The organism is Turicibacter sp. KK003, assembly GCF_037014675.1.
Lineage (GTDB): Bacteria > Bacillota_I > Bacilli_A > MOL361 > Turicibacteraceae > Turicibacter > Turicibacter faecis.
In genome coordinates, this window is record NZ_CP142738.1 from 2,332,295 (window position 1) to 2,349,061 (window position 16,767).

13 protein-coding genes are annotated in these 16,767 nt (G+C 34.3%); 4 read left to right on the top strand and 9 right to left on the bottom strand.

The window, feature by feature from the left end:
• Positions 1-54 precede the first annotated feature (54 nt).
• Positions 55-1,278 (bottom strand): competence/damage-inducible protein A, encoded by a 1,224-nt coding sequence (locus tag VXM77_RS11320; RefSeq protein WP_338506380.1) that lies wholly within the window; start codon positions 1,276-1,278, stop codon positions 55-57.
• Positions 1,279-1,427: 149 nt separating this feature from the next.
• Here VXM77_RS11320 and VXM77_RS11325 point away from each other — a divergent pair, with 149 nt between their 5' ends.
• Positions 1,428-2,714: an ISL3 family transposase gene (locus tag VXM77_RS11325; protein WP_289461271.1), complete on the top strand. Its 1,287-nt coding sequence runs from the start codon at positions 1,428-1,430 to the stop codon at positions 2,712-2,714.
• Between the two features lie 179 nt (positions 2,715-2,893).
• Here the strand turns inward: VXM77_RS11325 and gap are convergent, their stop codons facing one another.
• A complete protein-coding gene (gap, locus tag VXM77_RS11330; RefSeq protein ID WP_161832749.1) occupies positions 2,894-3,901 on the bottom strand; it encodes a type I glyceraldehyde-3-phosphate dehydrogenase in 1,008 nt (335 codons plus the stop codon).
• 299 nt (positions 3,902-4,200) lie between these two features.
• Between gap and clpP the strand changes: the two genes are divergently transcribed.
• Positions 4,201-4,809 (top strand): ATP-dependent Clp endopeptidase proteolytic subunit ClpP, encoded by a 609-nt coding sequence (gene clpP / locus VXM77_RS11335; RefSeq protein ID WP_161832750.1) that lies wholly within the window; start codon positions 4,201-4,203, stop codon positions 4,807-4,809.
• Between the two features lie 93 nt (positions 4,810-4,902).
• Here clpP and VXM77_RS11340 read toward each other — a convergent pair whose 3' ends face one another.
• From VXM77_RS11340 to VXM77_RS11360, 5 genes are all read right to left on the bottom strand, one after another.
• Complete coding sequence (locus VXM77_RS11340; RefSeq protein ID WP_262951025.1) at positions 4,903-6,114, bottom strand: D-alanine--D-alanine ligase family protein; 1,212 nt, start codon at positions 6,112-6,114, stop codon at positions 4,903-4,905.
• Between the two features lie 117 nt (positions 6,115-6,231).
• Positions 6,232-6,834, bottom strand: coding sequence for an NUDIX hydrolase N-terminal domain-containing protein (locus tag VXM77_RS11345; RefSeq protein ID WP_161832752.1), 603 nt, complete (start codon positions 6,832-6,834; stop codon positions 6,232-6,234).
• Between the two features lie 35 nt (positions 6,835-6,869).
• Positions 6,870-8,507, bottom strand: coding sequence for a UDP-N-acetylmuramoyl-tripeptide--D-alanyl-D-alanine ligase (gene murF / locus VXM77_RS11350; RefSeq protein WP_338506383.1), 1,638 nt, complete (start codon positions 8,505-8,507; stop codon positions 6,870-6,872).
• Position 8,508: 1 nt separating this feature from the next.
• The gene (locus VXM77_RS11355; RefSeq protein ID WP_161832754.1) at positions 8,509-9,267 is read right to left on the bottom strand and encodes an alpha/beta hydrolase; all 759 of its coding nucleotides are present in this window, start codon (positions 9,265-9,267) and stop codon (positions 8,509-8,511) included.
• 215 nt (positions 9,268-9,482) lie between these two features.
• Positions 9,483-11,876, bottom strand: a complete 2,394-nt coding sequence (locus tag VXM77_RS11360) for a YfhO family protein (protein WP_338506384.1) — start codon at positions 11,874-11,876, stop codon at positions 9,483-9,485.
• 104 nt (positions 11,877-11,980) lie between these two features.
• Between VXM77_RS11360 and VXM77_RS11365 the strand changes: the two genes are divergently transcribed.
• Positions 11,981-12,670 carry a radical SAM protein gene (locus tag VXM77_RS11365; RefSeq protein WP_262951024.1) on the top strand — a complete coding sequence of 230 codons (690 nt, stop codon included), beginning with the start codon at positions 11,981-11,983 and terminating at the stop codon, positions 12,668-12,670.
• Positions 12,671-12,959: 289 nt separating this feature from the next.
• Here VXM77_RS11365 and VXM77_RS11370 read toward each other — a convergent pair whose 3' ends face one another.
• On the bottom strand, positions 12,960-13,646 hold the full coding sequence (locus VXM77_RS11370; RefSeq protein WP_262951022.1) for a queuosine precursor transporter: 687 nt from the start codon (positions 13,644-13,646) through the stop codon (positions 12,960-12,962).
• Positions 13,647-13,976: 330 nt separating this feature from the next.
• Between VXM77_RS11370 and VXM77_RS11375 the strand changes: the two genes are divergently transcribed.
• On the top strand, positions 13,977-14,930 hold the full coding sequence (locus tag VXM77_RS11375) for a helix-turn-helix transcriptional regulator (protein ID WP_161832857.1): 954 nt from the start codon (positions 13,977-13,979) through the stop codon (positions 14,928-14,930).
• A 323-nt stretch (positions 14,931-15,253) separates the two neighbouring features.
• On the opposite strand, the gene VXM77_RS11380 is transcribed toward VXM77_RS11375, so the two are convergent.
• The gene (locus tag VXM77_RS11380) at positions 15,254-16,654 is read right to left on the bottom strand and encodes an MATE family efflux transporter (protein WP_338506387.1); all 1,401 of its coding nucleotides are present in this window, start codon (positions 16,652-16,654) and stop codon (positions 15,254-15,256) included.
• Positions 16,655-16,767 lie beyond the last annotated feature (113 nt).

A 16,767-nucleotide genomic window follows, 5' to 3' on the forward strand; every position in this document is an offset into this window, starting at 1 on the left:
TTCACAAATATTATTTTAACGCTTTTTAACATATAATTCAAACATTACCTTTTATTAAAGCGCTTTTATATGATAGTAAAGCCAATATAATGCCTCGGCAACGGTACGCTGTCTTATTTTTTCACGGTTTCCATTAAAAATGTATGATTTTAAGAAAATTTGACCGCAAACATCGATAGCCATATAAACTAACCCGACTGGCTTTAATTCACTACCACCACCTGGACCAGCTATCCCTGTTATACTCACCGTCACATCTGCTCCACTTATCTCCCTTAAATTTACCGCCATATCATGAGCAATCTCTTCCGAAACTGCCCCATATTCCATTAATCGGTCAACATTAATATCTAGACGTTTTAACTTAGATTCATAACTATAGGAAACAATTCCTTCTAAAAATACAGTCGAAATACCTTCAACGTTAATTAGGGTAGATGAGAGCAAACCCCCACTACAACTTTCAGCCGTTGCTAAAGTTAAACCTTTTTCCTTTAACAAACGCACGATTTCGTTTGGAAGATCCGTACTTTGATTTCCAATGTAGTAATCCTTCATAATAGTCCTAAACTCTTCGTCAAAGGCCTCTAATTCCGTTCTATAACGTTCTAATGTAGTAACAATATAGTCTACCTTATCTACCGCACAATAGGGGGCAATATTCAAGTGAGGGTATTGTTTATATAGGTGTATAATTTTACCCTCTGCAACCGATTCTCCAATTCCGCATAGCCTATAACTATTAGTTATTTTTCGTTCTTCGATTTGGCTAACTAAATAAGGGCGAACACTATCATTAAAAATTAATTCTAGTTCTGATGGTGGACCTGGAAGTAAAAAGATAGTTTGAAGATCTTTTTGCAAAAATAAAGCTGGGGCTGTTCCGTTATTATTAGGAAGTACCAATCCACCCGCAAATTTATATGCTTGACGGACATTATTCTCAGGAATATCTTGATGACTTCTTTTAAAATAGTCACAAATTCCCTGATAGATATCCTCATCATATACTAATTCAACCTCAAAATACTTCGCCACACCATCACGCGTTAAATCGTCCACAGTAGGTCCAAGACCTCCTATGGTAATCACTAAATCTGCATAAGTATATGCTATCTCTAGTCCTCTAACAATTTCCTCTATTTGATCTGGTACTACTTGTTGATGAGTGACCTTTCCGCCCATGCCTTCCACTTCACGCGCAATAAACATACTATTGGTATTAAGGGTCTTTCCACAGAGAACCTCATTACCTACTGCTAAAATTGCAACCTTCACCCTTTTTCACCTCTTGTTTAAAAGGTTCTATAATATTTAGTGTTGCTGATTAAGCAGCACTTTTTTCATAGGATAAAAAAAAAGAGACTTCAAGTCTCAATCCTGTTACAATGTTATCGACTAAAACAATATTGAAAGGATAAGATTTAATGTCTCACTCATATTTTACTAGAAAACTTTTAAATATTAAAGATAAAAATATTACATTTTCAGAAGATTATCTTGAGGAAGTGAAGTTGAACGGAATTACTAGCTTTATCTTTAAAGGTATTCTTACGTATCAACCGACTCATTGTCAAAAATGCGGAACCCTATTTGATTCAAAATTTAAGAAGCATGGATTTAAAACCTCTCGAATTGTCATTCCAAAAGTCTCTCTTCACGATACCTACTTAGACCTAAAAAAACAGCGTTATTATTGTGGGCATTGCCAGTCTACTTTTACACTAAGTACTTCAATTGTTGAAAAGAACTGTTACATTTCTTATCATACGAAACACGCCATTGCTTTAGAGGCCCAAAATAAAATTTCTGAATGTGATATCGCACGTCGCCATCAGGTCTCTCATTCAACCGTCAATCGAATCATCCATAGCTTTTATGAATCTCAAACCTTAAACCTTAATTATTTACCTGAAAATCTCTGTTTTGATGAATTTAAATCCGTTAAGTCTGCTGAGGGGCATATGTCTTTTATTTTTTGCGATGCTGACTCAAAACAAATCATCGATATCGTTGAAGATCGTCGTTTAAACTCCCTTCAAGCTTATTTTAAACGATACACAAAGGAAGCACGTCATCGAGTAAAAAATATTGTGATTGATATGTACGCTCCTTACATCAGCCTCATTAAGGATCTTTTTCCTCATGCCCAAATTATCATTGATAAATTTCATCTCGTTCAACATCTCTCTCGTGCACTGAACAAAACTCGAATCCGATTCATGAAAAAGTTCAAAAAGCATGGTCGTAAATTCAAACGTTATTGGCGCTTATTTTTAAAATCTCACGCTTTACTTAATACCACCACTTATCGATCAGTTTACTGCTTTAAACAACCCATGCGTGAAATTGATATCTTAAACTTTCTACTTGATTTATCTCCTGAATTAAAAGCAACCTATGATTTATATCAAGAGTTACTTTTCGCTCTTCAGACAAAAAACTTAAAACGATTTAATCATTTACTCGAAACGGAACATCCGCTTGTTTCTCCTGAGTTTCAAACGGCTTTCCAAACCTTTAAAACTTATCAATCCTATATTAAAAATACACTCTCAACTCATTACACAAATGGTCCCATCGAAGGAATTAATAATAAAATTAAGGTCATTAAGCGTATTGCCTTTGGATATCGTAGTTTCTATCACTTTAAATCTCGTATTCTCATGGTTCAAAATCTAACAAAGCCTAAAACGAAAATCCTAGCAGCATAGCTACTAGGATTTCGATTTGAATTTTCGTTGTAACAGGTTACAAATTAATCAGCAACACTATTTGACAAAGAACCGTTTAAAATGACCTACTCTCTATCTTTTTATGCGAATTCATAGATGAAAATGAAAAAAGCTATCTCATATTGAGATAGCTTTGTAAATTATTCGCTTAATTTAAATTATTTAATTAAAGAAGCGAAGTATCCTAAAGTACGGATTAATTGGTTAGTGTAAGACATTTCGTTGTCATACCAAGCAGCAACTTTAACTAATTGCTCACCGTTAACTTCCATTACTTTAGTTTGTGTTGCATCAAATAATGATCCGTAAGAAATTCCGATTACGTCAGCAGAAACGATTTCATCTTCAGTATATCCGAATGATTCGTTAGCAGCAGCTTTCATTGCTTCATTGATTTCAGCAGCAGTTACTTTAGTGTTTAAAGTACATACTAATTCAGTTAATGAACCAGTGATTACAGGAACACGTTGAGCTCCACCATCTAATTTTCCTTGTAATTCAGGGATTACTAAACCGATTGCTTTAGCAGCTCCAGTTGAGTTAGGAACGATTGATGCAGCAGCTGCACGTCCACGACGTAAGTCACCTTTTCCGTGAGGAGCATCTAATGTATTTTGATCGTTAGTGTATGCATGGATTGTAGTCATGAATCCTTTTTGTACACCGTATTTGTCGTTTAATACTTTAGCCATTGGAGCTAAACAGTTAGTTGTACAAGAAGCTCCTGAGATAACTGTTTCAGATCCGTCTAAGATATTTTGGTTTACGTTGTAAACAACAGTTTTGATATCTCCAGTTGCTGGTGCTGAGATAACAACTTTTTTAGCTCCTGCTTTTAAGTGTAATCCAGCTTTTTCTTGTGAAGTGAAGAATCCAGTACATTCTAATACTACATCTACACCTAATTCTCCCCAAGGTAATGCTTCTGGGTTACGCTCAGCAGTAACTTTGATTTCTTTACCGTTAACAACGAAAGCTCCGTCTTTAACTTCGATTTCTCCGTTGAAACGTCCTTGAGCTGAATCGTATTTGAATAAGTGAGCTAATGTTTTAGCATCAGTTAAGTCATTGATTGCAACTACTTCGAAGTCGTTGTTTTCGATCATTAAACGTAAAGCTAAGCGTCCGATACGCCCGAATCCATTAATCGCTACTTTAATTGCCATGTAAAGATTCCTCCTAAGATATTATCAAATTGGTTACTTTTCACATCATACGTTCAAAGAACACATAATATATTGTGAAAAATTACTACGTTTTTTATTCTAACAATTTGTACCATAATAATCAAGTTATAAAGTTATGTAAGCGTTTATAATAAATTATTAAAGTTTTTATTAATAAAAATGAATATCTCGCCTTCCATCACATTAGAATAGAGTATGGCCATCACAATACTATGATTTTTCGTATGGTTGTGGTAGAATGTGCTATATAAAACTTTCAAGAAAAAGAGGGGTGCCTTATGAGTAGTTATTTAGTACCGACAGTCATTGAACAAACAGCCCACGGTGAACGTGCGTACGACATTTATTCTCGTCTATTAAAAGACCGTATCATCATGCTGAGTGGTGAAATTAACGATTATACCGCAAATATCGTGGTTGCACAACTTTTATTTTTAGCTGCTGAAGACCCAAATAAAGATATTAACCTTTATATTAATAGTCCTGGTGGATCTGTAACAGCTGGTTTTGCTATTTTTGACACAATGAATTACATTAAATGCGACGTTTCAACAATTTGTGTCGGAATGGCAGCATCAATGGGGGCCTTCTTACTTTCAGCTGGTACAAAAGGTAAACGTTATGCATTACCAAATAGTGAAGTAATGATTCACCAACCACTTGGTGGTGCACAAGGGCAAGCGACAGAAATTGCAATTGCTGCAAAACATATCTTAAAAACTCGTGATAAATTGAATCACATTTTATCTGAACGTTCAGGTCAACCACTTGAAAAAATTGAACAGGATACAGAACGCGATAACTTCATGTCTGCTGAAGAAGCTGTTGCTTACGGATTAATCGACCAAGTAGTCACACGTCCTGTCGATATTTCAGAGAATAAATAAAAAAAGTAGAGATCTTCATCTCTACTTTTTTTATGAAAAATATCATCATCATTATTAAAGGAGAGCCAATACTGGCTCTCCTTTAATAATATTTTAGGCCTTTACTCCTTTTGCTCCCTTTGTTCCCCCCGCTTGTAATGAAAGAACATTAGATTCAAATGAGAAAGTTAAATTTTCACGTTCACGTTGACGCTTCAATGCTAACTCCACTAAACTTGTCATTAACTCCGTAAAATTACGGTCTGTTTTTTCCCATAAGTAGAAAGATAACGATCCCGGAATTGTATTAATTTCATTAACATAAACCTCATTGTTTTCAGCGTTAATTAAGAAATCAATACGAGCAACCCCTGCGCTTCCTAACACGCGGAAAGTTTGTACTGCAAGATCCTGAACATACTTCGTTCCTTCCTCTGTTAAACGGGCCGGAATAATGCGGTTTGTACTAGCCATTCCTTGAGATTTAGTTCCAGAAGTTTTAGCTCCCTTAGAACCTCCCCCGCCTTCATACTTATCACGGAAACTTAAGAATTCATCTGATCCCATCACCTCTTCTAGAACCGAAGGCTTAGCAGATGAGAAATCTCCAATAACTGAACAGTTAACCTCTACTAATTGTGTTACCATTTCCTCAACAATAAATTTTTTGTCAAAACCAATAGCTTCTGTAATTCCCTCTTCAAGTGATGCACGATCAGTAGCCTTAGAAATTCCCACACTTGATCCTAAGCTTGCTGGTTTAATCATTACCGGGTAATTTAATTTCTCCTCAATCGTGTCTAGACAAGATTCCTGATCAGCGAACCAGTCAGATGAATAGTACCAGACATATTTAGTAATCGGTAATCCTGAGTCACGCAAAATATTCTTCATAAACACTTTATCTTGCCCAACAGCGGCCGCGGCAACCTCGCATCCTGAATACGGAATTCCATTTAACTCGAAAAATCCTTGTAACGCTCCATCTTCACCATTTGTACCATGAATAACTGGAATAGCAACATCAATTGTATTTACCACGTTATTCCCAAATTTTTTTGCTGGATAACGTTCCATTTGAATTTTTCCATTATTAGGAACGATAACAACACGCTGACATTTTTTTAATAAGCCTTCAAGATTCTTATATTCCTTTACATCAAATAACGCATCTCCTGTGTACCATTCACACTTCTTTGATAAATATACTGGTACAACATCGTATTTAGTTTTATCAATGGCATGCATTGCCTGGTTAGCAGAAATAATCGAAATTTCGTGCTCTACCGACTCACCGCCGAAAAACACACCAACTTTTAACTTCATGAGGAAGCCCCCTTTATTTAAGTTTAGTATCTCTTTTAAGTATACTCTATATGAACGTAAAAACATACGTCTATTTTATCAAGAAATAACATTCAGAAGAACTATTTTTTCAAAAAATCATTCAAAATATGTTTCCAATTTTTCCTTATATACATGATATGCCTTTTGAATCTCTTCTATTGAATTCTTACGAGATAAACTTGGAAGATTAGAAACCTCAAACCAGCCTATATCCTCCGTTTCATGATTACACTTCGCCTCACCTGCGACAACATTCCCCAGGAAATAAAGACAATACACATCATATAATGACTTTTTAATATAATGTCTTCTATCAAATACCGCAAGTAACTTTGTACACTCTATAACATAACCAGACTCTTCATAAGTTTCTTTAATCGCCGTTTCCTTTGGCGTACAGTCTATGTCACACCATCCACCAGGTAACGACCAAAGACCACTGTCTTTTTCCTTTACAAGCAAAAGCTTATTATCTCTTACGACAAGGGTACGTACGGCTGGTTGTGGTGTTGGATAAATAAAATCTTTATACAACTCACATTCGTCATCTGGAAGAGAGGTATACTCTTTTAACATTCTTATACTAATCTTTCTTAACTCTTCATAATTATCGATAGCATATGGATCCGTCGAAAAAGATAGCCCGATTTGTGCAATAGACTGAACCTTTTTTATAAACTCTAACACCTGATTTTCCATCCCGCTTCCCTACCTTCTTCAAAAACTAAATAGTCCTACTCTGCAAATAGTTCAGGCAGGTCATTCTCAATTAAAACAAATGCCCCTGGTTCAACTACCTCATACATTACTTTAAAAGCTTCTGTTAAATTTTCCGCTACCGTAATATTCTCTTTAGGGAATCCAACTTCTGCTAGCCCTTCTTGAATTGGTTCTGTCTGCTTTTTACCAACAAGAATAACATAATCACAAGTATCCTTCATGTACGTTCCAAAGGCCTTATTCAACTCATATTGAGCAGATCCTAAATCAACCATACCTGGGGTTAACACAATGCGCTTCCCACTCATTTGACCTAGAACCTCAAGTGCCATTTTAGATCCTACTGGATTTGAATTGAAGGCATCATCAATAATAGTAAAGTTTCCATTACGGCGCAATTCTAATCGATGGGTCACAGGTTTCATTTTGCGAACGGCAATTTTCATCTTTTCAACCGGAATTCCGAGTTCATTTCCTAAAGCTATACTTGCAACGATATTATAAATATTATGAAGACCTAATAATTTCGTTTGAAATTCATGAACACTTCCATCTCGAAAAACAACATTAAAAGTCGTTCCCTTTTCACTAACGACAATATCTTTTGCACGATAGTCTGCCTTCTGATTAATCCCATAAGTATATACGGTACAAACACCTTTAAATTTATTTTCATAATAATCACGAATATTTTCATCATCTATATTGATAAAACCAATTCCATCTGCAGGTAAGAACTCAATTAATTCAAATTTTGTTTGTTTAACATGATCAATCGTCTTGAAAGTTTCTAAATGTTGCGGCCCTACAGAAGTTAAAATTCCATACTTAGGGTATGCGATATTACATAACTCATTAATCTCGCCAACTTTGTAAGCTCCCATCTCTGCAATAAACTTACTATGAATGGGTTTTAAATAATTACGAATGGTAATTGTAATTCCCATCGGTGTATTATAACTCTCTGGCGTCATTAACGTATTAAACTGTTCGGATAAAATGGCATTTAAAGCATGCTTCGTACTTGTTTTCCCATAACTTCCTGTAACCCCTACTACATCTAATGATTGAGAATTTTTAATAATTCGACGGGCATCATTGATAAATCCTAAACGAATACTATTCTCCATCGGCTTATTAAGCCAATTGGCTACTAGCATAAGAAAATACGCAAATAAATTAAATATTAATAACCAACCAATGACTTGTACCCCTACTAATTCAATATGAGATTCTAACAACGCTAAACCTAATCCAGAGAATAATAACATTACTACAACACCAGTAGCAATAATTCGCCAAACGCGAGCTGTAATTTTTAATGGCTTTTTAGATTCCTTAGAAACCCCGCTACTAATTTTAATCATTCCCACTCCTAAGAGACTAATAATTAAGGCTCCCCAAGTCAAAGCCACCTCTGATATACCCGTTGAGAGGCTCGTTAGAACCATCAGTCCCCAATAAATCACTACTAAAACACTAAGTGGTAATGGAAAAGCAACTAAACGATGGCCTGCAATCCATGTCGTAAAACGGTCATTCATATAATGACATTGTTGAAGCATTTGAAGGGCATGCGCCATTCGTTTCCATAATGTAAAAACCAATGTAAAACCTATAGCCAAAAGTAATAATGATGTAATAATCATCATTTTATTCACCTCTCTCTTTCTCTAAAAATACATCCATGACACGTAAAAATTGACCAAGACAATCCAAGTATGAATAGTGACCCGCTCCGTTAAAAACAACTAATCCTGCCCCGGGAATTTTTCGCTCCATTATTTTAGCATCGCTTAGAGGTGTCGCATCATCTAACTCCCCCCACACGAGTAATGTCTCAGCTTCAATCGAAGGCATAAGATGTTGCAAATCTTCGTTTACAACCTTACTCATAATTTGTCGCATCATCGGGGTCGAGTTTTTATAATCTGATGAACCTGCATTCTCCATCATTTTTTCTTTATATGCTCGTAGACCAGGTAATCCTAAAACTTTTTTACCTAATTTATATGTGTATACTCGGGTATAATAATCTAATCCACGTTTAGGTTTAACCCCAGCACTATCGATTAAAACCAGTTTGTTTAAATCATTTTTGCGCCCAGCATAAATAATAGCAACTCGTCCCCCAAAAGAATGTCCAAAAATAGTCGGATGAACAATCCCCAACTTTTCAACAAATTTTTCTACCATATCCGCATAATCATAAATTGACCATACCGTTTTCGGTTCATCACTTTGACCAAATCCCGGAAAATCTAAACTATATACCTGAAAATTATTTTTTAAATAATCGAACACAGGTTTAAACGCCGCAACACTTTGCCCCCAACCGTGTAATAGTAAAATCGGATGCCCTTGTCCTTCCACCTCATAATAAACCTTCACATCATCTATCTTAATGAACACAATTCATCACTCCTCACCTATATTCTTTATTATTATATGATAATCGTCCATAAAATTTAAGGGCATATCCGAAAAAAACTAAGAATTACATGCTTTAATAAACGTTCCCCCCTCGTTTAAATCTTACTTTTCTTGTAATCCTCAAAAAAAGTCCAATGACTGCAGAAATGAAACCTACTTTTAGTATATACACTAACGAAAAAAATTGTCTCAAATTAATTCGAGACAATTTTTAAACGACGACTATATCGATAAGAAAACGTCGATAAGATAATCAAGATAGTTATCCCCGATAAAACACACCCGATTATAACCCCTGGTGAAGAATAGATCAATTCCACTTCATAAGTGCCACCTTCTAACAATCCTATTCCTATAAATCCGTTATTAACCTCATACAAGGGAATTTGTTTACCATTTGCATAAGCTTTCCATCCTTTATTATATGGGATCGTATACGTTATTAATTTAGGCTCACTTATCACGTAATCATGCATGATTCTATTTTGACTATATCGTACATTCTCTACACCTAGTTGTTGACGAATAGCAGCGGCATCAAAATATTGAATTTCCCCTGGATTCTTTTCTATATCATTAATATCCAGTCGTTCTAAGTGATAACGATTAGCAAACTCCTCATCATCTAAAATAATCGCTTTTAAAAACACGTAATGTTGTTGTGCTCGGCTTAACTGATTAAAATCAGATTTAAGCATATAAAATGGACTACTTGTTCCCACCGGCAAGAAATAATTGTTTTTAAATATCGTAATCCCCTCAATCCGATCATAATATTCATAACCTGGAAGTTGCGTCTCATAATCAGGGGTAAAGTAATACTTGGCGGACAGAGCGGTTGTTAACATATAGTCCGTCGGAGAGATAGATAAACTTTCCTCAACTTTTCTATCTAACATCCATGAAACATCTTGGGAAGACACAATTAAATAAGGATTAGCGATTGAAAAGCCATTATAATTTTGATATAGCGGTTCATTATACTGCACTTCATAGCTATTAATAATTCGATAAAAATCAGAGTCCATTGTTTGAAGATAGTCTGCCACTGCGTAGGTTTTATTCCCAATCGAATCATTATCCTTTATATAATGACTCGCAAAATAGGATTTATCCATATCCGTGGCAAAGTAAATATAGGCCACCGAAACACACTCTACAGTTAAAATAAGGATAGTCAAATGAAGCCCTACCTTTAAATCTCTTTTAAATAAATTTATCATAATAAACGTATAGGCGTTAATCAACAATATCATGGCTAGACCCAACATAAAATATGGGGATAACAACATAAACCCTCTCCCTATCTCAGATAGAAAGGGACTTAAACTCTCTTCCCCACCTAAGCGGACTTCAAAAATAAGAATAACTGCTAAAAGGCTGATCAACCCGACTTTTAGAACCGAAGAGGTCTTTCTTAATAATCGAGTATCTAACTGCAGTGGATGATTAAAAGAATAAGCCACTAATAATGAATTAAATAAAATCAATAAAATTGAGAGAACATTGGTATTTAAAGGCGCCAAAGAAGTTATATTAACTAGCTCCAATGACTGGGTAACAAACACGATAAACAAAGTCACACTATAAGAAAAAAGTACTATTCTTCTTACCTCTTTTCGCATCCCCTTTATTGCTTGAGGCAACATTAACATAACGATTACTGACTGGTACAACGCTACAATACTTACATCCACCGAAAAAATATTTAACGATTCAGTAAAACGATCATTGAGCGGAGGAAATAACCCTTTAATACAAAATAACAATAAAGATGAGAGCGTCATTCCCTCCTGCAACTCAATGGATACGGCATTTAACGCGAGAAAAAGAGGTAAAATTACAATCATATTCCCCCCTATAATTAAACCAAATGCCTGAAGAAGGTGCCTTGTCCGATCCCTAATATCTGTCTTACTCATATACAAGCGGATGATAATATATCCGATTAAAAAACCTAAAAAAAGAAGTGTAAATGTAAAATGGGAAATTAACAATAGCGAAAAGAACGCAACAAAATATCTTTTTTTCCCGAGTCTAATTAACTTTTCCACTCCATATAGGACTAATGGGACAAAAAACAATAATTCTATGGTCACAAATTCAGTCAAATTACTCAAATACCATCCATTAAATAAATATAAAATGCATGCAATTATAATCGTATAGGGTTTAAACCAGCCTGTCTCCTTCATGTAAAAGAATAATGCCCCTGCGGACAAAATGGTTTTTAAAAATAATAGAGGAAAATAAAGTTTAGGTAGCATCGTACTCTGAAAAAATAAGGTAATTAAAAAAAAGGGATTAAAAATAGAATATACATTTTGTGCCCCTAAAAAATTTCCACCTAAAAAGAAATTAGAAGACCACATCGGAATTTCTGATCGGGATAATAAGACATGGGCGTTCGTATAAATAGATAAATAATTTTCAACATATTGCCCCCCTATAATATCCATAGGCCCCCCAGTAAAAACAAGACCAACAAATATAACTAAAAAAATAATTGTAATGAACTGCACTATTTTTCTTAAACCTATAGTACCTTTAAACACACTATCACACCTAACCATAAAGACTACTACCATTTTACCATAAAATTATTTAATAATTACCAAAAAATAGACATTAAATTAGGACACTTTACGCGCATCAACCGCGAATATTTGATATACTAAAAACGGTGATAAAAATGGAAAGATATAATATTATAACGGAAAAGTTTCCTAGAGAAATTGTTCTTCTAAAAAGTAAGCCTTGTTCATATGGTAAATGTGCCTTTTGTGATTACATCGATGATAATTCCACTAATGTGGCTAAAATCAACCAAGTAAATCAAGAAGTATTAGCCAATGTTAAAGGTATTTATAATACGTTAGAAGTAATCAATTCTGGAAATATATTCGATTTACCTAAAGATTCTTTGGCGCTAGTAAAAGAAACAGTAGAGATTCATCAATTTGATAAGTTATTTGCAGAGGCCCACTGGATATTTCGTAATCATCTAACGAAAATGCGAAATCGGCTCGATGTAGATATAATGTTTAAAACTGGGGTCGAAACATTTGATTACGATTTTCGCGAAAAAGTTCTAAAAAAAGGGGCCCCTTTTCAAAGTGTTGATGAGTTAAAGCAATATTTTGATTCCCCTTGTATCATGGTAGGTGTTAAAGGTCAAACAAAAGATATGATAAAACGAGATATAGACATCGTCCTTAATCAATTTAATCATGCAACAGTAAATGTCTACTGTGAAAATACAACGGCCATCAAACCTGATCCTCAATTAAAGGAATGGTTTTACAACGAGTACAAATGGCTCGATGATATCAAACATCTCGAAATCTTATGGAACAATACCGATTTTGGAGTTGGCGACTAAAAAAAGACAAGAATCATCTTGATTCATGTCTTTTTTTATAGACGATGAACTACTTTTTAAAAATTATTTTTTTCTAACAAACGAATAAGGATAGCTTAATATTCCTTGATATAACGTTATCCACAATAACAACGTATGTATAGTTTAATGTATAGTCAAATGATTTTGATCCTCATTTTCCTCTATAATATTACTTTTTATTTTCGTCTGTACAGTTGAATGTATATCTAAAATAACCTAATTAAACTTTCCTCTTTTCCCCAATAAAAAAACCGGTTCATAGACCGGTTTATAAATCAAGTGGATTAACCTTTTTTAATAAATAGACAAACGGAGTATCTGAAATACTTAAAATAACTTTAAATAAGTAGGTAACGATAAAAATTTCAATCGAATCCCCCACTGTCCATAAACCAAAGGCCACTACAATTGCCGTAAATAATAATGTATCGATAAATTGACTGATTAACGTACTCCCATTATTACGTAACCATAACCATTTATCTTCTGGAAACTTTGCCTTAATAATATGAAAAATAAACACATCCACATTTTGTGAAACAATAAATGAACTCAGCCCTGCAATTGTGAATACGGGTAATGCTAAAGAAAATAATCCCTCCATATGCGGTTGAGCCCAATCAGAAGCATCCGGAGCAAACCATAGAGAAAACTGGGTCACCACTAAAAAAGATAATTGCATAAAAAAGCCGATAAATACGGCCGTCATCGCTGCCTTTTTTCCATACTTTTCACTCAGTAAATCGGTCGCTAAAAAGATTCCACTAAACATTGTATTACCTAGTGTTGCCGTAATTCCAAAAATGGTAATTGTCTTCGCGACTTGAATATTAGCCGCAATTACACTCATTGCAATGTATGCGTACAATCCCTTCCGCCCAAAGAGTTTATAGCTTAAAACCACTAAGCTAAAATTTACGATAATAAACATTAGAGCAATTAATTCATTTGTCATACTAATCTCCCTTACCTTATAAATTATAACAACAAAAAAACTCCTAAACAAACAGGAGCAGATATAAGATCACAGCAAAATAAACGTACATCAACCTGTAACGTTTACTAGATTAGACCTCCTATTTTTGATAACGCTGGATTCTGCCAACAGCATGAGGATTTTATTCTTGTTATGTTTCATATTATAACACGAAAAATATTAAAACTGTAGTATCCTCTTCATCCTCGACTCTAATTTTTACTTTTTTAGGGTCATTTGCTAATATATTTCCGTTATTGGGTACCCTATTATTAATAATATACTTAAAGCATTAGAAAGAAGGTTATTATGAGGGATCAAACATTTTCAAATTTAAATGGACATTATATTAACTTCCAACAATTAACCCAAAAATTAAAAGAAATTGCCCATGAAAAGGGCATGACACAAAGTGAATTAGCCGAAGGGATTACCCCCCGAGAACATTTAAATAAAATACTCAATGGAAAGCGAAATCCGAGTTTAATTCTCCTTTATCAATTATGTAACAAATTAAACGTTGATATTCGCTTACTAATTGAACAGGGCTATTACGTTAATTACGAACAAACATCTAACTATATCCATCGTATGAAACAATGTATTACGCAAGGAAATTTTGATAGGTTAGAAGAGCTGGTTAATTTTTGTTCAACGATCGATGATTTTAAAAATGGGATTGCCAAACAATTTCTCACTTATCAAAAGGGAATCATCCAATTAAAAAAGTACCATAACCCTTCCCAGGCGCTCGAATATATAGAAGAGTCTCTATCCACAGCATTTCAAAAAGGATACGAGGGAAGTAGTTCATCCCATTTTCTAACGTTAGAAGAAAAAAATATAAACATTGATAAAGCCATTTGCCTTTTCCAATTAGGGGATACGGAACAAGCTATTAATATTTTAGTATCAATTATAAACAACAGGCTTGCCATCTATGAAAATACCGAAACCTATCATTTATTACGAGCACACTTCTATCTCGCAAAGTTTTATTTAGAAACTCAGCAAATTAATTTTTGCCTCGAGGTAGCTAAAAAAGGAATTGATTTGGCGCATTGCAAGTTTGTTTATATCTATGTAGGTGATTTACACGCTCTTACTTCCCTAGCCTTTCATGCACTACAAAATGATAAGGAAGCCAATTTTCACTATAATAAAGCACAAGACTTCTATCGTCTTCTCGGAAGTTCACAACCTTTTAAATCCCCTAAAAGGGATTTTATATCCCCCATCAAAAAAGATCCGTCTCCAAAATAATTATGGTGATTCACCCCATTCTCCTCCTCCTTCAATCGAAGAGAAGAAAAAGTATACTAAAATAAAGACCTCCCACTATAAACGGAATCAATATAAACTCGAAAATCAAGCACCAATTCACACCCGTGATAGAATTAACTCTATACTTCACCTTGCTTATTTTTACAATACCTATAAAAAATTGTTTAGTAAGAACACTTTAAACTGTACCCTACTAAACAATCAATGGAAAATTATTATATTACGTTTAAATGTCGCTACCTTATAGATAGAGACTTTTCTAAAAAGAATACGAAAAATTCATTTCTAGCCCACTTTTAAAATCATGCCCCCTCTGATGCAGAAGACACTCTATCTCTAGTATAATTATCTGAAGAAACAACATGTAACTTTCTAATTGAAGAGAAGAAAACAATTCCTGTAATAATAGAAGCCAATCCATCAGCAACCGGACCTGATAACCAAACCCCCATCAATCCAAAGTTACCAATATGAGGAAAAATAAGCAAGCAAGGAATTAATAAAATAACTTGGCGTAATAAACTTAAAAACATAGAAATTCTTGCCTGACCAATGGATTGAAAATAATTAGAGCTAATAACTTGGAACCCAAGAACAGGAAACATAAATAAAAATATCTTTGTACCCTCAATGGCCATTCCTAACAACTCTTGATCATTACTAAAGATTCTAATCAACATCTGAGGAGCAAACTGGATTAATAACCAGCCAAACGTCACAATAACCGTTGCAATGATGACAGGAATTTTAACTGCATCTTTAACACGATTATACTTTTTAGCTCCATAATTATACCCAATAATCGGTTGTGATCCCTGATTTAAACCGAATAATGGCATCATAAAAATCATAGATATACTATTTACAATAGTCATAGCCCCAATCGCTAAATCACCACCGTACTGCTTTAAAGCATTATTTGCTAATATTAAAACAATACTTTGAGCAATTTGCATAGAAAAAGGGCTCATTCCAATTGAAAAAATACTCATTACAGTAGACCATTCTAATTTCATACTTTCACGTGAAATCTTAATAGTACTTTTTCCCTTAGTAAAATAATAAAGAATCCACATGGTGGAAGCAATTTGAGAAATAATAGTGGCTAAAGCGGCCCCACGCACCCCCATTCCAAGTCCAAAAATAAAAATAGGATCTAATAAAATATTAGTTCCAGCCCCTATTAACATCGAAAACATAGCCAGTTTAGGATTGCCATCACTACGAATTGAATGATTTAATCCAAAGCTAAGCATATTAAAAATAGTACCTATAAAAATAATTTGCATGTATTGAGCAGCATATTCCTCAGTTTCAGTACTTGCCCCAAACATTTTAAGAATCGGGGACATAAAAAATAATCCTAAAACAGTAATGAAAATACTGATCAGTAGAATTAATGTGAAGGCATTTCCCAAATGTTTTTCGGCTTCTAGGCGTTTATGTTCTCCTAACTTTAAAGAAATACGCGCACTTGCTCCAAGACCTACAAGCATCCCAAAAGCTAATATGATTGTCATAATAGGCATCGTAATTCCGACACCGGTTAAAGCCAATCCTCCGACATTCGGTATATTTCCAATAAACATTCGATCAACAATATTATATAAGACGTTCACCATCATCCCTATAATGGCAGGAACCGAGAATTGGAAAAGCAACTTAGTTACTTTCTCTTCCCCTAGCATTTGTTGTTTATTCACTTAATAATTCCTCCTCTACTATAAAATTATGCATATTAAAAGCACCTGATCGTATTTAACGAATCAAGATAATTCTACTACCAATACCTATACTATCATTAATAATTTTCAGA